This window comes from Flavobacterium johnsoniae (assembly GCF_030388325.1).
In the GTDB taxonomy this organism is placed as follows: domain Bacteria; phylum Bacteroidota; class Bacteroidia; order Flavobacteriales; family Flavobacteriaceae; genus Flavobacterium; species Flavobacterium johnsoniae_C.
In genome coordinates, this window is record NZ_CP103794.1 from 3,456,926 (window position 1) to 3,478,785 (window position 21,860).

General features: G+C 41.1%; 19 protein-coding genes. 7 read left to right on the plus strand and 12 right to left on the minus strand.

What is annotated here, in order from left to right:
* The first annotated feature begins 16 nt into the window (after positions 1–16).
* From NYQ10_RS15055 to NYQ10_RS15070, 4 genes are read left to right on the plus strand one after another with little or no spacing between them, the layout of a single operon-like run.
* The gene (locus NYQ10_RS15055) at positions 17–1,060 is read left to right on the plus strand and encodes a hypothetical protein (RefSeq protein WP_289877150.1); all 1,044 of its coding nucleotides are present in this window, start codon (positions 17–19) and stop codon (positions 1,058–1,060) included.
* 10 nt (positions 1,061–1,070) lie between these two features.
* Positions 1,071–1,355 (plus strand): hypothetical protein, encoded by a 285-nt coding sequence (locus tag NYQ10_RS15060; RefSeq protein ID WP_289877151.1) that lies wholly within the window; start codon positions 1,071–1,073, stop codon positions 1,353–1,355.
* A 60-nt stretch (positions 1,356–1,415) separates the two neighbouring features.
* Positions 1,416–1,580, plus strand: coding sequence for a hypothetical protein (locus NYQ10_RS15065; RefSeq protein ID WP_167443804.1), 165 nt, complete (start codon positions 1,416–1,418; stop codon positions 1,578–1,580).
* A complete protein-coding gene (locus NYQ10_RS15070; protein ID WP_289877152.1) occupies positions 1,577–3,106 on the plus strand; it encodes a recombinase family protein in 1,530 nt (509 codons plus the stop codon). The genes NYQ10_RS15065 and NYQ10_RS15070 overlap by 4 nt, the downstream gene beginning before the upstream one ends.
* Positions 3,107–3,722: 616 nt before the next feature.
* Here the strand turns inward: NYQ10_RS15070 and NYQ10_RS15075 are convergent.
* The 10 genes from NYQ10_RS15075 to NYQ10_RS15120 form a co-directional block, all read right to left on the minus strand.
* Complete coding sequence (locus NYQ10_RS15075; protein ID WP_202002423.1) at positions 3,723–5,159, minus strand: TolC family protein; 1,437 nt, start codon at positions 5,157–5,159, stop codon at positions 3,723–3,725.
* The gene (locus tag NYQ10_RS15080; RefSeq protein WP_289877153.1) at positions 5,149–8,355 is read right to left on the minus strand and encodes an efflux RND transporter permease subunit; all 3,207 of its coding nucleotides are present in this window, start codon (positions 8,353–8,355) and stop codon (positions 5,149–5,151) included. Before NYQ10_RS15080 ends, NYQ10_RS15075 begins: the two co-directional genes overlap by 11 nt.
* A gap of 21 nt (positions 8,356–8,376) precedes the next feature.
* The gene (locus NYQ10_RS15085) at positions 8,377–9,459 is read right to left on the minus strand and encodes an efflux RND transporter periplasmic adaptor subunit (RefSeq protein ID WP_281865501.1); all 1,083 of its coding nucleotides are present in this window, start codon (positions 9,457–9,459) and stop codon (positions 8,377–8,379) included.
* A 160-nt stretch (positions 9,460–9,619) separates the two neighbouring features.
* A complete protein-coding gene (locus tag NYQ10_RS15090; RefSeq protein WP_202002432.1) occupies positions 9,620–10,009 on the minus strand; it encodes a hypothetical protein in 390 nt (129 codons plus the stop codon).
* A 303-nt stretch (positions 10,010–10,312) separates the two neighbouring features.
* The gene (locus NYQ10_RS15095) at positions 10,313–11,497 is read right to left on the minus strand and encodes a DUF3570 domain-containing protein (protein WP_202002435.1); all 1,185 of its coding nucleotides are present in this window, start codon (positions 11,495–11,497) and stop codon (positions 10,313–10,315) included.
* 21 nt (positions 11,498–11,518) lie between these two features.
* Positions 11,519–11,752, minus strand: a complete 234-nt coding sequence (locus NYQ10_RS15100) for a DUF4266 domain-containing protein (protein WP_202002438.1) — start codon at positions 11,750–11,752, stop codon at positions 11,519–11,521.
* Complete coding sequence (locus tag NYQ10_RS15105) at positions 11,749–12,642, minus strand: FAD:protein FMN transferase (protein ID WP_202002441.1); 894 nt, start codon at positions 12,640–12,642, stop codon at positions 11,749–11,751. Before NYQ10_RS15105 ends, NYQ10_RS15100 begins: the two co-directional genes overlap by 4 nt.
* Positions 12,643–12,682: 40 nt before the next feature.
* A complete protein-coding gene (locus NYQ10_RS15110; RefSeq protein ID WP_202002444.1) occupies positions 12,683–13,117 on the minus strand; it encodes a thioredoxin family protein in 435 nt (144 codons plus the stop codon).
* Between the two features lie 102 nt (positions 13,118–13,219).
* Positions 13,220–13,909 (minus strand): VIT1/CCC1 transporter family protein, encoded by a 690-nt coding sequence (locus NYQ10_RS15115; protein ID WP_289877154.1) that lies wholly within the window; start codon positions 13,907–13,909, stop codon positions 13,220–13,222.
* 3 nt (positions 13,910–13,912) lie between these two features.
* Entirely contained in the window at positions 13,913–14,314 is a 402-nt protein-coding gene (locus tag NYQ10_RS15120; protein ID WP_281865508.1) for a hypothetical protein, read from the minus strand.
* A gap of 265 nt (positions 14,315–14,579) precedes the next feature.
* Between NYQ10_RS15120 and nhaA the strand changes: the two genes are divergently transcribed.
* Positions 14,580–15,764: a Na+/H+ antiporter NhaA gene (nhaA, locus tag NYQ10_RS15125; protein WP_289877155.1), complete on the plus strand. Its 1,185-nt coding sequence runs from the start codon at positions 14,580–14,582 to the stop codon at positions 15,762–15,764.
* 5 nt (positions 15,765–15,769) lie between these two features.
* On the opposite strand, the gene NYQ10_RS15130 is transcribed toward nhaA, so the two are convergent.
* Together NYQ10_RS15130 and NYQ10_RS15135 are read right to left on the minus strand one after the other, a co-directional pair.
* Positions 15,770–17,080, minus strand: a complete 1,311-nt coding sequence (locus NYQ10_RS15130) for a DUF389 domain-containing protein (protein ID WP_281865510.1) — start codon at positions 17,078–17,080, stop codon at positions 15,770–15,772.
* 130 nt (positions 17,081–17,210) lie between these two features.
* Positions 17,211–18,995 carry a chloride channel protein gene (locus tag NYQ10_RS15135; protein WP_281865511.1) on the minus strand — a complete coding sequence of 595 codons (1,785 nt, stop codon included), beginning with the start codon at positions 18,993–18,995 and terminating at the stop codon, positions 17,211–17,213.
* Positions 18,996–19,513: 518 nt separating this feature from the next.
* On the opposite strand from NYQ10_RS15135, the gene NYQ10_RS15140 reads away from it, so the two are divergent.
* Positions 19,514–19,978, plus strand: coding sequence for a hypothetical protein (locus NYQ10_RS15140; RefSeq protein ID WP_289877156.1), 465 nt, complete (start codon positions 19,514–19,516; stop codon positions 19,976–19,978).
* Between the two features lie 73 nt (positions 19,979–20,051).
* Complete coding sequence (locus NYQ10_RS15145; RefSeq protein WP_289877157.1) at positions 20,052–21,743, plus strand: ATP-binding protein; 1,692 nt, start codon at positions 20,052–20,054, stop codon at positions 21,741–21,743.
* Positions 21,744–21,860: the final 117 nt, after the last annotated feature.

The following is a 21,860-nucleotide window of genomic DNA, read 5'->3' on the forward strand; positions in this document are numbered from 1 at the left end:
TCTAAAGTTTAAAATTATGAATAATGAGTTTCTTACAAATAGACTGGAGTCAGAGATTGCTGGGTGGAATTCAAAAGAAGACCGACTGAAGAAACTTTTTAAATCAAGTTCATCGTTAGAAAATTCTCTATTAAAAGAGAAATTAAGGTTCTATGAAAGTATTTTATTGAAGTATAAGAATACAAATCAATTAGATGAACGTACTGCATTGCAGATTATAAGAAACGAACGAAACGCTTTAATTAAGAAAATTTATCCGGACAGGTTTCGGCAGTATTTTTATAAACTAATGAGCAAAATTGTTGTAGAAAGAATCAATGCTCAAAAAGAAAGCAGAGAGGAGCTAAAAAGCAATCAGTTGCTTACATATAATCTGGAACGCACTGGCTTTAAAGATGCATACAATAAAGTTGATAGGTATATGAGGTTGGGGCAGGATAAATTTACTGTTCCGATATCTTATTATCTTAATGAGCACGAACAGATGAATCATTCCCTTCATTTTATAAGAAATGAGCAGGGACATTATGATTTTAAAGGTTTTAATTCTAGTCTCCATCATCAGAATGGTAATAATGAGACTAGGCAATATTATTTTGATGTTGATGAGGTAAAAGCTTTTAATTCAGAACAGGCTTACGAATTACTATCAGGTAGAGCAGTTTTAACAGCAGGGACTTGGAAACAATTAGACTTTAATCAAAAAGGAGTTGATAATAATTATCAATTAAAAGAATTTCATGAATCATATGGCTTCAACATTGAGAAAAGTGTATCTGAATTATTCCTGAAGACTTGGGATCAATCGGAAATCAATTCTTTAATAGATTCACTTAAAGATGGCAGAAGAGAAGCAGTGACTTTAACCAAAGAAGGAACGGAATCTAAGGTCTATATCGAAGCTAATCCTCAAAATAAGTGTCTGAATATTTACAATGAAAATTTAAGGAAGGTGACAATTGAAAGTTTGTTTAGAGTTAAAAGGGACATCCCTTTGAAAGTACAATCAAGTTTAAAACTTGAAGATAACAAAGTCAAAAGTAAATGCAGAAAAATATAAAATAAAGGCTATGGAAAATCTGAAAAGCTTACTAGACTTCTTTTCTGCAATTGAAAATGATTTTAGAATAAGTTCCACCCATATTGCAATTTATGCCGCACTTCTAAAGTATAGAGTTGAGAAAGGTTTCGTAAATCCTATACAGGTCTATAGACATGAGATAACTCCTTTGGCAAAAATTTCGTCAGCGTACACTTATCATAAGTGTATTCAGGAATTGAGTACTTATGGTTATATAAAGTACGAGCGGTCGTTTAAGAAAACACAAGGGAGTAAGATTTATTTTTTTGAGTAATGTATTAATAAAATATTAAAGCCCTCACAAGGGCTTTTTTTATATAAAGTATTTTTAGAGATGGAAGATGAAGAGGAAAACACAAGAGGAAAAATAACCCCAGAGAAAGCTATGAATATGTTAAACTCTGAGGGTATGAATGTTACAATCGAAGAAGCAACTGAAATTTTGCTATTTTTACGAAAAATGGCTCATGTAGCCGTATCTAAATTTTTGGAGTCATGAGTATTATAGCAGATTTATACATACGTGTAAGCACGGACGAACAAGCAGAGAAAGGTTATTCGCAAAGAAATCAGGAAGAAGTTTTAAGGAAATATTGCTCAATAAATTATATTGAAGTGCGTAACGTTATTTATGAGGACCATTCCGCTAAAACATTTAATAGACCACAATGGAATAAACTTTTACTGAATCTGAAAAGACAGAAAAACACAACTGATCTGGTCTTATTTACCAAATGGGATCGTTTCAGCAGAAACGCAGGTGATGCCTATCAGATGATAAGCATATTAAGAAAGTTAGGTGTAGAACCGCAAGCGATTGAGCAACCTCTTGATTTGGCAATTCCAGAAAATAAGATGATGCTGGCTTTTTACCTAGCGGCTCCTGAAGTTGAAAACGATCGAAGAGCTTTAAATACCTTTCATGGAATGAGGAGGGCGAAAAAAGAAGGTAGATATATGGGTATTGCACCGTTTGGATATGCTAATAAATCCAAAGAAGACGGAAGTAAATATATTGCACTTGTAGAACCTGCCGCTTCTGTTATGCGCTGGATATTTGAAGAATTGGCTAAAGGAATATTCAATACAGAGCAAATATATCATATGGCTTGCAGAAGAGGATTTAAAAGAACTAAAAATAACATGTGGGGCCTAATAAGAAATCCTGTTTATTGTGGTAAAATATTTATACCGAAATATAAAGATGAAGAAAGCAGATTTGTTACAGGGCAACATGAGCCACTTATTTCTGAGGGCCTTTTTTATAATGTACAGGATATCTTAGATGGAAAATCACGCCTTTACAGACCTAAAATTAAAACTGTCGTTGATTTCCCATTAAGAGGCTTTTTTATCTGTCCAAAGTGCCAAAAGAAGCTGCAAGGAAGTAAATGTAAAGGAAGACACAAATACTATCATTATTACCACTGTGAAGCGCAATGTAAGTTTAGAATTAACTCAGAAATCGCCAATGAACTTTTTATTAAAGATCTTAATAAGTATCAACCTATAGCTGAAGTTAAGAAATTATACAGCTCGATTTTATATGAAACGCATCGTGATCTCGCAAATAATGCCGGCGAACAGAAAAGAAGACTTGTAGAACAGATAAAAGATTATGAACTCAGATTAAGCAATGCAAGAGATCTTCTTCTAACATCAAAGATTGAAGCTGATGATTATAAGCTGATGAAAGATGACTATGGTGCACGAATTGCAAACCTTGAACGTGAGCTATCAACAGTCACTAAAGATAAGCATAGTATTGAAGAGCTACTGATAAAGGGGGTTGACAACCTTATCAAGCTTAGTGATTCATATTTGAAAAGGGATTTATCAGATGCAAGAAGCCTAATTGGTTTAGTTTACCCCGAAAATTTCACAATTCACGAAAATAAAGTACAAACCGCTAGAGTGAACAAAATAGTGGAGTCTATTTATCTGATTAACAAACAGTTAAAGGCAAAAAAAAACGGGACAAAAGATGATTTTTATCTTTTGTCCCGAGAAGTGACCGTTACTTAACAATTTACAAACCATTTTATGAATGATTTAAAGAAATTGGCTTTCTATATGTAGTGTGTGTCTTTTATTGGCTAAGTAAATTTGGTTTAGATAAAAGTATTAGTCCATACTTATTGATTGTTGTTCGACCGGAGCTGAAAATTGGTTTATTTCTTTTTCCGCACAGCTGTTTTGCAGGCTTTTGAGAATGGGAATAAAACCTAGTTTTTGCCTCAGTTGAGCGGCAATAAATAATCAGAGTCATGAGGCTGGAAAATTTAAGTGGTGATCAGATTATCGGCTGTTTACAGACCAATATCAAACGGATAGTTTATCTTTTGCATAGAAACGTATTCTTTGAATAAAAGCCTGTTTAGTTGTATTAATAAAAAAATGGCGCTGATAGAGCTGGTAAAGATGGAAAGTATTTTTTAACGGCATCTGAAAATGGGCAAGAGCTGATAAAATCATAATAGTTGCAGAGGGAGATTGTGGACAGACTCTATCGCTTGGATGGCTTATGCTAAGGAATTATACAGCTGGATTAGATTTAGATTTGATCCTAGACTAAGCGGTAAGCAGAAAAGGAGGCCTGTTATTTAACAGGTCTCCTTTTCAAAAATAAAAATGAAAACTATTAATTCCAGCCGCCTCCGAGTGCTCTGTAAACATTTACAAAGGCGTTCATCTGCTGTTTTTTGGTTTCAATAAGTTCAAACTTAGATTCTAAAGCGTCTTTCTGGGTCAATAAAACTTCCATATAATCTGCCCTGGCAGAACTAAATAGGTTGTTTGATATTTGAATAGACTCATTTAAAGCCTGCACCTGCTTTGACTTTAAGTCATAGCTTTTTGCCGTATTCTGGATTTTAGACAATTGGTTGGCCACTTCAACATAAGCGTTTATCAATGTTCTCTCATAATTGTAAACAGCCTGAATCTGTTTAGCGCCAGCAGTAAAGTATTCTGCTTTAATTGCATTTCTGTTAATCAAAGGAGCTACTAAATCGCCAGCTATAGAATATAATAGAGATTCTGGAGAAGTCAGCAAATATTTAGTGTTAAAAGCCTCGTATCCGATTCCAGCAGAAATGCCCAGCGAAGGATAAAATTTAGCTTTAGCGGCTTTAATATCCAGTTTTGCAGCGATTAGTTCCATTTCGGCTTTTTTAATATCGGGACGATTTTCTAAAAGCTGAGAAGGCACTCCGGCATGAACATCTGCTGGAGTTATAGTGCTGAAAGTATTGCTGCTTCTGGTAATTTTCTGGGGAAAACGTCCCAACAGGAAATTGATTTTATTTTCCGTTTCGGTTATCTGCTGCTGAATATCAAACTGAAGGCTCTGAGTGCTTAAAATCTGCGCTTCAAATCTTCGTACAGCCAGTTCGTTTACTCGGGCAGCCTCCTTCTGTATTTTTACAACTCTTAAAGCATTGGTCTGGATATCAATATTTTGTTTGATAATTTCCAACTGATTATCCAAAGCTAGAAGCTCGTAGTACGAATCGGCTATTTCTGCAATTAAATTGGTAATTACAAAATTCTTTCCTTCGATGGAACCTAAATATCGGTTTAAAGCGGCTTTTTTTGCATTATGCAGTTTGTTCCAAATATCTATTTCCCAGCTTGAAGTAAGGGCAAAACGATAATTGGGAAGCGGATCGGGCGTTTCTCTGCCAGGCATAATCTCGGTTGTTGCCTCGCCTGAACCTGTGCTTGTATACCTTCCGGACTTGGTTAGATCAGCACCAGCGCTAAAGCCAACAAATGGCAGGTATTCACCTTTTCTGGCTTTTACTTCGCTTTTTGCAATTTCGATTTCTTGAAGCGTAATATTCAATTCCTGATTGTTTTTCAGTGCAATATCAATCAGGTTTTCTAGATTTTCATCCGTAAAATAGCTTCTCCACTTTACTTTTCCAGTGTTAAGCGTATCTAAACCATTATCGGCATAGTTTTCGGGTACTGTCCTGTTTTCTGTTTTCTCTGCAATAGAAGCCGTCTTACAGCCCGCTATAGAGAGCATTACGCAGGCAAGACCTGCGTATTTTATATTTCTGTTATTCTTCATTTTCCTGAGTTTGATTGTTTGTTGAAAAATCATCTACATGATGCATGAAATCATCAGACAATGAACTTTCTTCTTCTCCTTTAATTAGTTTTCGGCCCTCGGCCAATGAGCCAAAAATGTAATATAGTCCAGGAACTATGATTACTCCGAAAATGGTTCCGAAAAGCATTCCTCCAAGTGCAGATCCACCGATGGTCCTGTTTCCGATTGCACCGGCTCCAGAAGCAAAGATTAACGGAATCAAACCGGCAATAAAGGCAAAAGATGTCATTAAGATCGGTCTGAAACGAACTTTGGCGCCTTCAATAGCCGCTTCCAGTATTGTGGCGCCCTGCTGGTGCTTGAGGACAGCAAATTCAACTATCAGTACGGCATTTTTACCCAGCAGTCCAACCAGCATGATCAATCCGACCTGGGCATAAATATCGTTTTGCAGGCCCATAATCTGCAGAATGACAAAAGAGCCTAAAATTCCAACAGGAATAGATAAAATTACAGACAATGGAATAATAAAGCTTTCATATTGCGCCGCTAGTACAAAGTAAACGAAAGCCAATACCACTAAAAAGATATAGATCGATTCGTTTCCTCTGCCGGCTTCATCGTAAGAAAGCCCTTCCCATGCAATATCATAACCTTTCGGAAGCGTTTTTGCAGCTGTTTCCTGCACCGCCTTAATCGCGTCTGCTGTGGTATAGCCGCTTGCAGGCTGCCCCTGAATAGCGGCAGAATTGTACATGTTGTAACGCGTGATCTCATTAGGCCCCTGCGTTTTTTTAAGCGTCATAAAGGCAGAATAAGGCACCATTTCTCCATGATCATTTTTCACAAAAAGATTCAACACATCTGATGGCAGCCTTCTGAATTTTGGATCCGATTGCACGTATAGTTTAAAAAATCTTCCAAATTTGATGAATCCCTGTTCGTAGGTGCTTCCGATTAAGATATTCAGGTTTTCCATTGCCTTGCCGATAGAAACGCCTTTCTGCATAGCCAGATCGTTATTGATCTCCAACTCATACTGCGGATAATTGGCGGCGAAGAAAGTAAACAAGCCAGAAAGCTCTTTACGTTTTCTCAGCTCGGCCATAAACTGCTTGTTGATTTTATCAAATTCCTGATAATTGGTACTCGTCGTTTTGTCTAATAGACGCATAGAGAAACCTCCTGAAGAACCAAATCCTGGAATTGCGGGCGGTTCAAAAAACTCCACAACAGCCCCCAGATCTTTTGATTTCTTCTCCAGTTCTTCCATGATTTGGGTTACAGAATGTTTCCTGTCAGACCATGATTTTAAGTTAATCAGACAGGTTCCGGCATTAGAGCCGCGACCTTCGGTCATGATTTCGTAACCCGCCAAAGAAGAAACCGATTCAACTCCTTCAACACTTTCGCAGATTTTCTGCAGTTTCTGAGCGACCTGATTGGTTCTTTCCAAAGTTGCGCCGGGAGGCGTCTGGATGATTCCGTAAATGGTTCCCTGATCTTCGCTCGGAATAAACCCGGATGGAAGCACTTTGTTCTCTATAAAAATGAAAGCGCAGAATGCAATCAGGATTCCAAAAGTCAATACTCTTCGGCTTACGATTGTTTTTAAAACAGCAACATAACGGCCTGTAAGCCTTTCAAACCATCTGTTGAAAGCATCAAGCGATTTTGTCAGGATATTTCCTTTTTTCTCTTTTCCATGGTTGTTTTTCAAAAGAATGGCACAGAGAACAGGGGTAAGGGTCAAAGCTACAATAGCAGAAATGATAATCGAGCTGGACATGGTAACCGAAAACTGTCTGTAGAAGGTTCCCACCGGTCCCGACATAAAGGAAACGGGAATAAAAACGGAAACCATAACAGCTGTAATGGCAATAATGGCGCCTCCAATTTCGCCCAATACTAATTTAACGGCATGATACGGCGTAATATGCGGAAATTCTTCAAACTTGGCATGGACCGCCTCGACGACGACAATCGCATTGTCGACCACAATTCCGATTGCCAATACCAAAGAAAACAGCGTTACCAGGTTGATTGACATTCCAAACATTTGGATTACAAAGAAAGCTCCAACTAAAGATACGGGAACGGCAATAATCGGGATTAAAGTCGAACGCCAGTCTCCTAAAAATATAAATACAACCAAAGCAACCAAAATGAAGGCATCTCTTAGCGTATGGACAACCTGATCAATAGAAGCATCTAAGAACTGCGAAACGTCGTAGCTGATTTTATAATCCATTCCTGGAGGAAAACCCGCTTTCATTTCTTCCAGTTTTGCTTTCACGTCGCGAATTACATCACTCGCGTTACTTCCATAGTTTTGTTTCAGTACAATAGCGGCAGAAGGATGACCGTCCAGGTTCGAATAAATATCAAAGAATTCGCTTCCTAATTCGACTTTTGCAATATCTTTCAGGCGAATGCTTTCTCCTTCTGAATTGGCGCGTACAATTACATTTTCATATTCTTTAGGTTCGTCGTACCTGCCTTTATAAGTCAGTACATATTCTAAAGATTGTGCGGCAATACCGGAACTCTGCCCTAATCGGCCTGGACGGCCGATGATGCTTTGTTCCTGAAGCGCCTGCATCACTTCTTCAACAGAAATTTTATAAGCCCTCATTCTGTCCGGATTAAGCCATACACGCATGGCATATTTGCGGCTTCCTAATATCTGGGTTCTTGCCACACCCTTAACACGGCTGATTTCAGGAATCATTTTCACATCGGCATAGTTGTAGAGAAACTTCTCATCCATGCTTTTGCTTTTCGAATAAAGGTTCACGTACATCAGCATACTGGGCTGAATAGGAGTAATGACAACCCCTTCACGCTGAACCAGTTCAGGTAATAATGGCATTACCTGATCTACCCTTGTTTTTACCCTGATTACAGCTTCATTAGGATCTGTTCCTGGTTCAAATATGATTCTAAGAGTTGCTTCTCCGGCACTCGTTGCATCTGTCGCCATGTAACGCACGCCTTGCGTGCCGTTAAGGGAATTCTCCAAGGTGATTAAAGTCGATTTAACCAGTACATCGGCACTTGCTCCCGGATAAGCGATAAAGATATTTACGGTTGTGGGTGCAATTTCAGGGAATTGCGATATAGGGAGCTGTCTGATGGACAGCGTACCTATAAAGACAATTATAATCGAAATTATAATTGCAAAAACGGGTCTATGTATAAATTTATTAAACATGTGTTCTTTTTTTAGATTCGGTTATTCTGCATACAGTTCTAAATTGGAGATAACCGACTGGGGTTTTACCACTTGGTAATCTATTTTCTGGTTTTCTTTTACAAGACGAAGCCCCTCTAAAAGTATTTTATCATCAACAGACAAGCCTTCTTTTATTGCAAATAGGTGAGGCATCTCGGCAGCAATAACAACCTCTCTGGATTTTACAGCATTGTTTTTGTCAATTACATATACATATTTTTTATCTAAAACCTCAAATGTGGCTTTCTGAGGTATCAGCATAGCATTTTTCAGTTCTATAGGCATCTGGATGCTTCCTGTTTCTCCGTGTCTCAATAATCTTTTTGGGTTAGGGAAAGTAGCTCTAAAAGGGATGTTTCCTGTTTCATTGTCAAAGTCGGCTTCAATGGTTTCTACAACTCCTGGATATTGGAATTTTTTATTATTGGCCATCAAGAGATTGACTTTCATTTTTCCAGTTTTTCCAGTTTTCTCCTGATAGTCCAGATATTCAGATTCAGGAACATTGTAATACACCCACATCGAGCTGTTATCTGCCAGTTCTGTCAGCAGTTCTCCTTCATCGACCAAACTTCCCTGACGTACATGAAACTTATCTATGATTCCGTCAAAAGGCGCTCTGATTTCTGTAAACTGAAGATGGACTTTGCTTAAAGCCATTTCTGCATCTGCTTTTTCCAGTTTTGCTTTGGCCATTGCCAGTTCGTTTGGAGAAACCACTTTTTCATCGGCCAATTTTTTAGCATTCTGGTATTCAATTGAGCTGAAACTTACCTCTGCTTTGGATTTTTTTAATTCGGCTTCATAAAGTGCAGGCATGATTTTAAATAACAGCTGTCCTTTTTTAACCATCTGGCCTTCGTCGACATAAATTTTTTCAAGATAACCGCGTTCTTGGGCTCTTATTTCGATATGCTGGATGGAATGTATCTGAGATACATAATCTTTTGTAATGGTAGTATCCTTTTCGATTGGATTGGTAACCAGAAATTTGGTTTTTTCCTCTTTTTCTTCTTCTTTTTTAGAATTGCAGCCTGCCAAAACTAAGGCGCACAGACTCATGATCATGAAAATTCTCTTCATAATTATTTCAGCGTTAAAACGTAATTTATTTTTGATTTTTAGGTAAAAAGGCCTTTAGAAACAGACCATAGGAGTTCTTGTCCGTCTATTTTCTAATTAAAGCCTACAGCGGATAAAAACAATAAAGCAGTGAGCTATTGAGCAGCAATAGCCTTAAAAATCAAATTCGGAAAACCTGAAACAGCAGATATACTTTATTATCAAGTAAACTGAAGATTTTGCGGCCATTCACTTTTTGGGTAAAAGCAGTCGCTGAATGGACAAAATGATTGGTGCTGTGAAAAATTAAAAAGTAGTTATTTTTTGCAGGCTGTTTTTGAGCTGCAGAAAAATTGTCTTCATTTTCTTCATTATCAAAAAGGCATATTTTTCTTTTAAAAGATTCAAATGAGCGTCCTCGATTTAATTCCGGTTCATTATGAACATTATTTACAAGAGTGCAGAATGAGAACTTTTTGAAAATTACAATATTATGGTGTGCATAAGCGCTGCCATATCCATTTAGAAGAATGACAATTGAAATGAAGAGTTTAGTGCACCAATTTTTCATAATAGCCACAAATTTAAACAAACGGTGCAATAAAAACAATTGCCGGGATTTATTAATTAGTGAAAATATTATTTTCGCATTATCAGGTTCTTGTTTTTACAATATTATTTTTTTTACGGGCGCATAGTTAGAATAGATCAATAAAAAGAAGATGTTCAAATTTTCATCTTTGCTTTATGCGTATTTGCAGGCAGCTCAATTTACTGGACAAGGCAGTTCTGTTTTCAATTTTGCTGTTACTGCACTAATTGAAAAGCCCAATGCTATGCATTGGGCTTTGATTATTGATTTGATAATTAAATGCTATTTGTATTTGATATTGATGCTGATAATATCAGATGTCATATTTGTGGTTCTGGTGTAATGGCCGTAACGGACCTCCAGAGTGTTCCAGTGTTTAAGGCCGAAAATACCATTTGGCGGGGTGAACTTCATTCCCATTCCGAAAAAACTGCTGTCAAACTTCGACAGATCATAGTTGCTGGTGTAGTATTCGTCCGCGCCAGTATGTTCTGCGTAAGGTTTGAAATATTTGGTGCCGGTCTGGGTATAATATCTGTAAAACGGGCTCAGCGAAAAAGCCTGTGTCAGTTTTACGGGAATTTCCAGATCTGCGGTATGCGCCTTAAGGCTCCAGTCATCGGTATAATATCGATAATATGCCCTTATGATCATGTTATCGCCTAAGAAATAGCTGGCCCTGATTCCCAGGGGAATTTTGAGTCTGGTATCAGGCATTTTTTCCTGGTGCACCGACCCGTCTGCGAAATAAACCCTGTGGAAGGGAAGGCTTAAATACCCGTTCTGGCTGATGAGATCACCCACCAGCATCACCTGAAGGTTTTTGTTTATGATCTGCGAATAGCTCAGGGTTCCCGCAAAGGTATTTCGGCCGGCGCTTCCATATCCATCACTTCCCGGAGTACGCAGTTCAACGGGTTCAATCAGTTTGAGCTGGTCTATAAAGGTCTGGAATTTAGCGGTGAATTCCCCATTTCGGTCTTTTGTCTTCTGGGAAAAGCTGATATTGCCCCCAAATGACTGGTAGTCAAACTCTGTAGAGGATGAAACCCCGATTCCGATTGTTCTGCCTTTCTGTTCATTTTCCCTTAGATAGTTCAGCGAAGGGTAGAAGCGGTTGTCTGAAGAAGAGGCCGATGAATTGGCGCTCAAGTCAATCATATCCGAAGAGGCGGAAGTATAATGGTCAATCCCGGCTTCTATATCAAAGGTATGCCTGATTCCGGTCTGTCCGTATTTTACCAGTTTCACATCGATGGTGTTGGCTATATCGGTCAGGTGCTCGGATCCGATGCCCCCGGTAACGGCAGAATTGTTCCCGTCCTGCTTGTAATAGCTGGAGACAAGGTTCACTTCTTCGAGTTTTAATTTCCTGCTCTTATAGGACGTGGAATCAGAAGCAGTATCCTGCGCCCTTGCCTGAAAGAGCATCAGCAGGGTAAATCCGGTAATGAATTTTCTTTTCATTTTTGATTTTTGATTTTGCTGTTAATTGCAGCCGCATCCGCCGCCGCTTTTTCCTGAATTTGCCCCGGAAGCTCCCTCTCGGTAGGATTGAAAACTAAGTTCTGTCTTCTCGATTTTTCTGTTGGAAAGCACCATTTCAGAATCGTTTATTTTTCCCTTCTGGTATTCCTTTACCGGGGAGCAGGAGCATAGCAGAATGCCTGTTAGAGCAATGCTGCAGAGCAGTTTCAGGCTTTTTTGTTTTGGCTTTCTCATTTCAGGTTAATGTTTTTTGAAGTGTAAATTTTGTTGCCTTCGTCTATGATGATACAATATAGATCCGGTATCTGATCTATTAAAAACAGTCCTGCTTTAATGCCCATAACGGCTATAGGCGTGGCCATGGCATCTGCAAATTCCGCGTTCGGAGCTATGATGGTCACGCTTTTTATCCCGGTTATCGGCAGTCCTGTTTTTGGGTCAATGGTATGGGAGTATTTTTTGCCGTCGATTGTTATATATTTTTCATAATTGCCCGAGGTGGCCACAGCCCTGTCGGATATTTCCATATAAGAGAATGCAGCGTTTGGCCATTCGGGATCGGCCACGCCGATGGTCCATTTTTGCCCGTTTGGCTGCAGTCCCCAGGCGCAGAGGTCACCGCTGGCATTGATAATGCCGCTCTGTACATTGTGTCTTAAAAGCACCTGTTTGGCCATTTCTGCAGCATAGCCTTTTCCAATGCCTCCAAAACCGATCCGCATGCCTTTCTCCCTTAGATATACCGCGGTATTTTCCCTGTCCAGGATAATATTGCGGTAATTGATAAGATGCACCATTTTAAGTGCTGTACGGGCATCGGGGAGCTTAGCCATGGATTTGTCAAAATTCCAAAGGCTTTTGTCAATGCTCCCGTAAGAGATATCAAAAGCGCCCTGGGTAATTGCCGAAATCCCGATGCTTCTTTCAATTAAATTAAAAACTTCCAGATCTACACTCACGGGCCTGATTCCGGCATTGTCATTGATCAGATTGGTCTGGCTGTCCTCTTTATAGGTAGTCAGAAGTTTTTCGATCCGCCGTATTTCGTCAACGGCCAGATTGATGTACCCATTACCCGTCCTTTGATTCTCAGCCACAACGGTAATGGTAAAGCTGTTTCCCATCAGTTTTAGGGACTGGGAATACTTCTGTGTTTTTGGAATGTTATTTTCGGCTCTCACAGATCGCTTTTATTTCGGCAGTCCACTCATCGGGTGTTTTTTCGGGTTTTCCATGCCAGGTTTTGATTACCCTGCCCTCAGCATCCAGAAGCAGCGTTAAGGGAAAGCTGCCTTCCTTGTTGTAGATTTCCGCTAAATCTTCATTTCGTTTAATCTGTTGTGCAGATCCCATATTTTTCTTTTTTCTGGGAAAATCAGCATTGACCAGTACTAAATTTTCATTTGCCATAGCTGTAAAGCCGGGACTTTCAAAATAGTCCCTGCGTGTTGCAATGCAGGGGCCGCACCAGTCCGAGCCCGAGAAGTTCAACAGGATTAATTCATGTTTTTCTTTTGCAGTTTTTTTTGCATTAGCAAAGTCAGGTTCCCAATTTATGGGCAGAACCGTCACCAGCAGCAGTAATGTAATGAGCTTCATTTGCAGTTTTTTTTTTTTTGGATATATACGAAATAACGAATTGAGCGGTTTCTTATTTTTTCTAATTGCTTAAGATTGGCTTAAATCTTAAATGAAAAAAAATTATGAAGTCTGCACCCCGAATATATAGCCGACCAGCGCCGATGCGGCCATCGCAAAAGTTCCCCAGATGCAGATGCGGAGCACTGCAGTGAAGATTTTTGACCCTCCGGCCCTTGCGGCCAAAAAGCCGGAAAATGCCAGAAACAGGATAGAGCAGCCATACTGGTAGAAGACCATCTGATTTATAGGGGCAAAAATGGCGACAAGAAGAGGAAATAATCCGCCGATGGTAAAGGAAACTGCTGATGCAAAAGCAGCCATAAATGGATTGGCCTGGGTAATTTCATTGATCCCGAGTTCATCCCTTGCATGGGCTTCAAGGGCATTATGAGCCGTCAGCTGCACAGCGACCGCTCTGGCAAGTTCTTCACTGAGCCCCCTTTGGGTGTAGATCGCCGCAAGTTCTTCAAGCTCTTCTTCAGGGGCGGTCTGAAGTGCTGTTTTTTCTCTTTTCAGGTCTGCCTGCTCAATATCTGCCTGCGAGCTGACAGATACATATTCACCCGCCGCCATAGAAAGCGCGCCTGCAGCAAGTCCGGCTACCGCTGCCAGCAGGATCGGCTCTCTGGAAACACTTGCGGCCGCCACGCCGATTGCTAAGCTGGTGGTGGATAAAATCCCGTCATTAGCCCCAAGGACCGCTGCCCTTAACCAGCCGCTTCTATTGATGTAATGGTTTTCGATGTGCATTTTTTATTTGAATAACAGTTTGACCCAGTCACGCTTTTCAGCGGTTTTTTCGGTGCCTCCAAAATTTGTTTTGAGCAGTTCCCTGATTTGAAATTTTGTTTTGTTCCTGGTGCTTTTATCCCAAAGAGCAAAATCATAGATATGAATCTGGGCTGCATTGGGATTAATGGCCAGTGCAACCCCAGAGATGAGATCTTTATATTTTTTTATTTCATTAAAAATACTCCGGCTTGGAACCACTATGAGCACCGTTTCCCAGTTCAGATATTCTTTGGAAATATCATTTCTTTCAAGCAGGCCAAGCGATTCAATTAAAGCCGTTATTTTTTGTCTGTTCAGCCGGTCAATTTTTTCATCTATGCTTTTAAGAACATCCTGGAGCGACTCTTTATCAATAGCATTCATTTTCATCGGTTTAATTCAAACTAAAATTAATTCAAAATATCTTTCCCTGTTAACGGAAAACCAGTAGAATGATTCTAAATTTTATTAACGTGGAAAAAGCAGCAGAAAAATTCCTCTGTTAAAATTTAAAGAAGCTTTTTTGAAGATCGTATTATTTATATTCAATGGTTTGATCCGGATATGGCTGAGATTTTCTGGATCAGCCTTGATGATATTTTTCATTTTACGATTGGAATAACAGTAATTAAGTTTTAAATTTGTAAATATGACAAAACTGATCAACTTAAAAATATTCGCTCATTTTTTCCGCTCCTCTTCGGCAGGCGGCATTTTTTTGATAATCTCCCTGCTGGTGTCATTGGCCATTGCCAATTCTGGCTGGTCGGAAGCTTTTAAAGGGATGCTTAACTTTGAACTGGGATTCAATACAGCCTGGATTCATTTAAGATATCCTGCAGGGCTTTGGATCAATGACGGGCTGATGGCGGTTTTCTTCCTGATGGTCGGGCTGGAGATAAAAAGAGAAGTTATAGAAGGGGAGCTTTCCTCTTTTTCCCATGCGGTTCTGCCTGTTCTGGCCGCGGCGGGAGGGGTGGCGGTCCCTGCCCTCATTTACGCATTTTTTAATGCCTCGGATCCCCAAACGGCTAAAGGCTGGGGCATTCCTATGGCTACCGATATCGCCTTTGCACTTGGAATTTTATCGCTTTTGGGCAGCAGAGTGCCTTCGGGCCTGAAGATTTTTCTGGCCGCCCTTGCGATTGTCGATGATTTGATTGCAATTTTAGTGATAGCCTTATTCTATTCCTCGGAGCTCAGCTTTATGTATCTGGGTTATGCGGGAGCATTGCTGGTCTTATTGGTCATTTTTAACCGCTCAGGTGTTAAAAACCTGCTGTTTTATCTGCTCCCGGGGATATTGATCTGGTATTTTATACATCATTCCGGCATCCATGCGACCATAGCCGGGGTGCTGGTGGCGATGACCATACCAACCAATGAAGACGATACCGAGTCGCCGCTTGAAAAACTGGAGCATTCCCTTGCACGTCCTGTCAATTTTCTGATCATGCCTGTCTTTGCGCTTGCCAACACCAATATTACTTTTGAATCTGCAATGATAGAAGGGCTTTTCAGCAGTCTGGGGCTTGGCATAGGCCTGGGCCTTTTTTTGGGCAAGCCTGTCGGGATTTTCATCATGTCGTGGCTGTCGGTAAAGCTGAAAATAGCCGCACTGCCCGAATCTGTCACCTGGGTGCATGTGCTCGGACTTGGACTGCTGGGAGGAATAGGCTTTACGATGTCCATATTTATTGCTTTACTGTCTTTTGACGATGCGCTGCTGCAGAATGAAGCCAAATTTGCCATACTGGCCGCCTCCACGGCGGCGGGCATCACAGGCTTCTCCATCCTGAGGCTGTACAGCAGAAAACAGAAAATGGCACTTTAGTGAGCCTAGTGCCTGCGGAAGAGTTCCACATCATTTACCGATAAGCGCTCATTGAGCCATTTCTGCAGTTTTTCGCTGTCGGTTCTGGAAAGGTCTTTTGACGCGTCATAGATAACAGCCGTTATCGAAGTAATGCTGTCTTTAGGGCTTACAAGGGTATTTCTGCTGATCGATAATGAATTGACGGCAGGGTAGAGCGCGCGGGTTTCTTTGAGGATCTGGCGGCTGTCAAATTTCTTTGCGGCCAGTTCTTTCTCCAGCTGCATGATCCTGACATCTTTCAGGTTCATTTCATTTTCGCTGCTTTTGATCTGGCTTAGGATATCTCCCTTCAAGGCATTGAAACGGTCGGTGCTGTCCTGGCGGATCAGCAGCCGTGTGCCGGCAAGGTATTTGTTCCGGCTGAGTCTTTGGGCCAGGTCTTTTATTTCTGCCTCAGAAAAGCGTTTTGAGAGGAAGGCCAGTTCGAGCTTTTTGTTTTTAGGGTTGAAGTCCGTCTTTCTGTAGACGATGGTATATCCTTTGGCGGAAAATTCATTTTCAATAAAAAGATCCGCATTTTTTTTGAACTGCTGTTCCCTGTAAAGCGAATAGGCAAGATAGCTGCTGGGCACCAGCATAACAGTGATCAGAAAGGCGATGATGTATCTGACCCTTTTCTGATGGGTTTCATCTATCTGCTTTACGGGGGGATAGTTCAGATATTTTATAATCAGAAAGGTGGCGATACCTATAAAGACACAGTTGATGCTGTAGAGGTAGAAAGCCCCCAGAAAAAATTTCCACTGTCCGGTTGCCAGTCCGTAACCTGCCGTACAGAGCGGCGGCATAAGCGCTGTTGCAATGGCCACACCGGGAATCGGGTTCCCTTTTTCGGACCTGGTCACGGCAATAACCCCCACGAGTCCTCCAAAGAAGGCTATCAGGATATCGTAAATATTGGGAGCGGTTCTGGCCAGCAGTTCGGACTGCACGTCCTTAAAGGGGCTCATGTAAAAATAAAGGGCGGATACCGCAAGACTTACAGCAGTTGCCGTAAGCAGGTTATTAAGTGATTTCTTAAGCAGAGAGAAGTCATAGATGCCCAAAGCAAACCCGGCGCCTACTATCGGCCCCATTAAAGGGGATATCAGCATGGCTCCGATAATCACCGCGGTGGAGTTTACATTGAGCCCGACCGATGCGACAATTATGGCGCAGGCCAGAATCCAGAGATTGGCACCTTTGAAGGTGATGTTTTTCTTAACGGCTTCGAGTGTTTTTGCCCTGTCGTCCTCCCCTTCATGAAGGTTCAGCAGATCTGTCAGTATTTTCATAATCTTAAAATTCAAAAGTTTTCATTGCTTTTATTGCCCCGCGCATCACTAAGATAAGGCTAATTTTGCTAATTGAAAACAGAATAGGAAAAAGATAGCGCAGGGGCGCCCGATCTGTCATATGAAGTCCCTATTCGAAAATCATTGATTTGAGCCTGTTGCGGTAGGATTCCAGAACGTCTGACTTGGTTATAAAGCCGTAATATTTTCCGTTTTTGAGCACCGGGAGAAAGACCTTGCCGCTTTTCTCAAATTTTTTCATCACCGTTTCCATGCTGTCAAAAAGATGCACGGGCTGCACGGGCTGTGTCATGATATCCCTGACCAGAATATTTTCTGTTTTCAGATTATCGAAAATCACTTCCCTTATGTCATTGAAGTATACCAGTCCCCGAAGCTCATTGCCATTATCGAGGGCTGCAAAAATCACCTGGTCGGAATGTGCCAGAAGCCCGGCGACGTCTGCAAGCGGCTGGCCGGGTTCCACGGTCAGATAATCTTTTTTTATCAGGTCTTCAATCTCAAGGGTGCAGAGGATATTAGCATCCTTATTGCTGGTAAAGGCATTTCCTTTTCTGGCCAGGTTCTTTACATCCAGGGAGTGCTTTTCAAAACGTTTGGAAACGGCAAAACTTACCGAGGCGACAATCATCAGGGGGATCATCAGATCGTATCCTCCGGTTATTTCCGCGATAAGGAAAATGGCGGTCAGAGGCGCGTGAAAAAGACCGCTCAGTATGCCGGCCATGCCCACCAGGGTAAAATTGCCTACAGGCAGATCGGTAAGGCCCGAGAGGTTTAAAAGTTTTGAGAAGAAATATCCGGCATATGAGCCCAGGAAGAGGGAAGGGGCAAAATTCCCCCCGTTGCCGCCGCTTCCCAATGTTATGCCTGAAGCAAAAGCTTTGAGCAGCATGGAAGCCCCGACAAAGCCCAGCAGCATCCAGTCGTTGGAAGCGAAACCTGAAAACAGGGTGTTTTCAAGCAGCCTTCCGGGATCTTTATCTGCAAGGGTTTTGATGCTTTCATAACCTTCTCCGAAAAGGGTGGGGAATATAAAGATCATAAGCCCCAGTATGCAGGCGCCGATAAGGGCTTTTTTATAGGGGCCGTATTTTAAATGCGCAAAGGCATGTTCGGTCCTTAAAAAATTGCGGGCGTAGAACACCGCTGTAAAGCCCGTAAAAAGCCCCATCAAAACATAGAAGGGAATATTATGGTAGTCAAAGGTCTGTTTTTCGCGGAAAGCCAGCAGTATGTTTTCATTCAGTACGATAGCCGAAACCAGCGCACCTGTGGCCGCAGCGATCATTATAGGGGTGAAAGCCGAAATGGTCACATCGACAAGCAGCACCTCGATGGCAAAAAGAACCCCGGCAATCGGTGCATTGAATGCGGCGGCAATGCCGGCTGCCACCCCGCATCCGATCAGCAGCGTGCGCTCCTGATAGCTCAGCCTGAACTGCTGGGCATAATTGGACCCGAATGCGGCCCCTGTGATCACGATAGGGCTTTCCAGCCCGGCAGACCCTCCAAGTCCGACGGTCAGCGAACTGGTCATAATCTGGGCGTACATCTGCTTTTTAGGGATAATGCTGGCTTTTCTGGCCACTATGTACAATATTTGGGAAGTCCCCTTTTCCAGGGTTCCGCCCAATGCTTTTTTCACTACCAGAACAGTAAGCAGGATACCGGCAACAGGCAGAAGGCTGTTTATGAAACTCAATTTTAATGTTGCGTTGATATAGGTTGCAAATGAATATACCCAGTGGGCGAAGGCCTTTAAAAAGATTACCGCAAAGGCCGCCGTAATGCCGATAAGTACGCTTGAGAGAAAAATAAATTGTTTGCGGGAGAGCTGCCGCTGTCCGAGCATTAGTATCTGTTTTGCTTTGATTAGCTGTTTTTTGAACATTGTGCCGAATAAAATAGTGTAGAAATGCAAATATAAACCCCGAAAACGCCTGCTGCTAAAATATAGTGTTAATGTAATGCCAATTTTTCAAAATTTGAGATCAGCAATCCGCATCGGCCGCTGGATTTCTGATTTCGTATTTCAAGTTCCCTGGAAAATGCGGATACAGTTTGGATATTTTAACCCAGAGGATCACTATTTTCACTAAATTTTAAATTTTTCTTTCAAGTCTTGCCCAATAGTTCTTTTGCCCGTGCCGTAAGGATCATATGCCTGTTTCAGCCTGTATAAGATTACTTGGAGATGGGTTTTGTTATTAAAAACAGAAGCATTAGAATGATTCTAAATTTGGTTTTGTATTGTTTTCAGGCATAAAATTATATTAAGTTAGTGCTTGGGATTCAGCTTCTTTTTTACCTGCTTTAGTGCTTTTTTATTTTTAATGCCTGCATAGCAGCAAGAAAGACACGATAGCGGCGAGATCAGATCAATTGTTAAATTTATTTTATAAAGTCAATATGTATACCCTAAATACGCAGCTGGCTTATTTTAAATACAGTTTTAATTTTAAAAGGCTGCTCCTGCATATTAAATGGTTTAAACTTGAAAAAGCAGCTGATTTAAGATTGCAGGGAGTCTGCTTTGACCAGGCAGAACTCCAGAATTTCAAGAGTTTTATTGACCGGAACAAGCTTAATTTTCCCGGTTCGTGTTTTATCGGGCAGGCCGGTGCAGAAGGATTGGATCTCCCTTCAGAGAATCCCGTGTCTCAAAGCGATCTGCCGTTTTATCTTATTTTATCAAAGAATCCAAAACCGGACGCAGAGCATTTGATGGCTCAAGTCCAGATCATCACCCTTACCGATGATAATTATGAATCTATGGCTACATATAATCTTGATTTTGATGTTATCGGGAAGATAGAAATTTATAAGAATGCAGCAGCCTGTAAGGTAAATCTATCTGATAAATTAATTCTATAAAATGTACCAATATTTAATTTTGAATTACAGATCTGCCCTGGCCGGCGAGCAGGGAATACTCAATAGGGCAAGAATGAAACTATTGGCTGTAATATTGATTTTATTCATTTTTCAGCGCATCATTTCACTTTTTCTGCTCCTTGGACAGGCTGAGGGTTTTTATATCTGGCGCAGTGCCTTGCTGCTGCTTTTCTTAACGGCACTGCTTATTTTTCTGTTCTGCGGGTTTTCGTGGAGACTTCTTGGCCATGCATACATATGGATTGTCAGTATTTTGATATGGTCGGCCATTGTAACATTAAGGCAGGGAGTGAATTTAGTGACCCTGCAGTATATTTTGATTATAATCTCGGTTGCCTATTATATTTTAGGCACCCGCTGGGGGCTTATTTATTCCCTTGCCAATATAGTGCCTGTAACGGCAATGGTTTTTCTGGCTCCTTATACAGGCATTGATCTGATGCAGGCTGATCTGAATTTAAACATGAGAGCTTTTAATTTCTTATTTGTCTACAATTTCTTCAGCCTGCTGTTTGTCCATTATTTCTTTTTTGATGCTTTTAAAAAAACAAACCAGAGGGAGCGCCAGCTCAGCCTGAGCCTGAAGCAGTCGCTGAAAGACGCCCAGGATCTTGCATCGGCCAAAACCAACTTTCTTTCCACTATGTCCCATGAACTGCGCACACCTTTAAATGCCGTTGCAGGTATGGCTGAATTATTGGCAATGTCGGATTTGAAACCCGCAGACAGGGAAAACCTGGAAGTGCTGCGTTTCTCTGCCCAGAACCTTATGTTTATCATTAATGACATTTTAGATTTTAATAAAATAGATGCTGATAAGGTAGTGCTTAAAAATGACGGGTTTCGGCTGGATTTGCTTCTGAAAAATATTTACAGGTCATTTGCTGCTGAAACTCAGGCAAAAAATATTGGGTTTGACCTTCAATGCGATCCGGGTCTTGAAAACGTAAAATTACTGGGCGATAAAGACAGGCTTTCACAGATTTTGTTCAATATAGTCGGAAATGCCGTCAAATTCACCATCCAGGGCAGTGTTGCAGTGCAAGCGGCAATCTCTGAAAGGGATAGGGAGAAGCTGACTGTTTTGTTTATCGTCAGAGATACCGGCATAGGAATTTCGCCTGAGGAGCAGCATCAGATTCTTGATCCCTTTGTGCAGAAAAACAGCAAATCAAACAGGCAGTTCTATGGTACAGGTCTGGGGCTCACTATTGCCAGCAGGCTGATCAGCCTTAAAGGCGGTGTTTTGAAAATTTCAAGCAGTGAAGGGCATGGGGCGGAATTGAGTTTTGAGCTGGCTTTTAAAATGATCACCAGCGCGGATTCCGGCGGCGATTTTAAGAGCCTTCCCAGTGAAAAAGATATAAGTTCTTTGAGGGTTTTGGCTGCAGAGGACAATGCAGTGAATATTATGGTCATTAAAAAGCTTCTCAATAAGTGGAATATCCAGCCGGTTATAGCCCGTAATGGAAGAGAAGCACTGGATGCTGTAATTTCCAATGATTATGATCTTGTGCTCATGGATATAAACATGCCCCTGATGGATGGTTTTGAAGCGGCGCAGATGATACGAAATCTCCCTGATAAGGCAAAGGCATCCATTCCGATTATTGCCTTAACCGCATCGGTTGATTTTAGCAGCAGCCAGCAGTCTGGATGCGAATATATAAATGATTATATCCTAAAACCGTTTTCTGCAGCCCTGCTGAAAGAAAAACTGGATCAATTAATGGGGGCGCATTAAATATGCGGCGATAAGCTGTATGTTTTTTATTGCCCTGATTATTTCAAGGCAGCTCATCTAAGGACTTCTCTGCTTTTCTTATGTTTTTATTCCATTTATGCCATCCGGCGAAGTAAA

Coding starts and splice junctions, on each gene's coding strand:
- NYQ10_RS15065 (WP_167443804.1), top strand. CDS start 1,416: ATGGAAGATGAAGAGGAAAACACAAGAGGAAAAATAACCCCAGAGAAA.
- NYQ10_RS15075 (WP_202002423.1), bottom strand. CDS start 5,159: ATGAAGAATAACAGAAATATAAAATACGCAGGTCTTGCCTGCGTAATG.
- NYQ10_RS15115 (WP_289877154.1), bottom strand. CDS start 13,909: ATGCACATCGAAAACCATTACATCAATAGAAGCGGCTGGTTAAGGGCA.
- NYQ10_RS15130 (WP_281865510.1), bottom strand. CDS start 17,080: ATGAAAATACTGACAGATCTGCTGAACCTTCATGAAGGGGAGGACGAC.
- NYQ10_RS15085 (WP_281865501.1), bottom strand. CDS start 9,459: ATGAAGAGAATTTTCATGATCATGAGTCTGTGCGCCTTAGTTTTGGCA.
- NYQ10_RS15135 (WP_281865511.1), bottom strand. CDS start 18,995: ATGTTCAAAAAACAGCTAATCAAAGCAAAACAGATACTAATGCTCGGA.
- NYQ10_RS15140 (WP_289877156.1), top strand. CDS start 19,514: ATGTATACCCTAAATACGCAGCTGGCTTATTTTAAATACAGTTTTAAT.
- NYQ10_RS15095 (WP_202002435.1), bottom strand. CDS start 11,497: ATGAAAAGAAAATTCATTACCGGATTTACCCTGCTGATGCTCTTTCAG.
- NYQ10_RS15060 (WP_289877151.1), top strand. CDS start 1,071: ATGGAAAATCTGAAAAGCTTACTAGACTTCTTTTCTGCAATTGAAAAT.
- NYQ10_RS15105 (WP_202002441.1), bottom strand. CDS start 12,642: ATGGGAAACAGCTTTACCATTACCGTTGTGGCTGAGAATCAAAGGACG.
- NYQ10_RS15110 (WP_202002444.1), bottom strand. CDS start 13,117: ATGAAGCTCATTACATTACTGCTGCTGGTGACGGTTCTGCCCATAAAT.
- NYQ10_RS15145 (WP_289877157.1), top strand. CDS start 20,052: ATGAAACTATTGGCTGTAATATTGATTTTATTCATTTTTCAGCGCATC.
- NYQ10_RS15100 (WP_202002438.1), bottom strand. CDS start 11,752: ATGAGAAAGCCAAAACAAAAAAGCCTGAAACTGCTCTGCAGCATTGCT.
- nhaA (WP_289877155.1), top strand. CDS start 14,580: ATGACAAAACTGATCAACTTAAAAATATTCGCTCATTTTTTCCGCTCC.
- NYQ10_RS15070 (WP_289877152.1), top strand. CDS start 1,577: ATGAGTATTATAGCAGATTTATACATACGTGTAAGCACGGACGAACAA.
- NYQ10_RS15090 (WP_202002432.1), bottom strand. CDS start 10,009: ATGAAAAATTGGTGCACTAAACTCTTCATTTCAATTGTCATTCTTCTA.
- NYQ10_RS15080 (WP_289877153.1), bottom strand. CDS start 8,355: ATGTTTAATAAATTTATACATAGACCCGTTTTTGCAATTATAATTTCG.
- NYQ10_RS15120 (WP_281865508.1), bottom strand. CDS start 14,314: ATGAATGCTATTGATAAAGAGTCGCTCCAGGATGTTCTTAAAAGCATA.
- NYQ10_RS15055 (WP_289877150.1), top strand. CDS start 17: ATGAATAATGAGTTTCTTACAAATAGACTGGAGTCAGAGATTGCTGGG.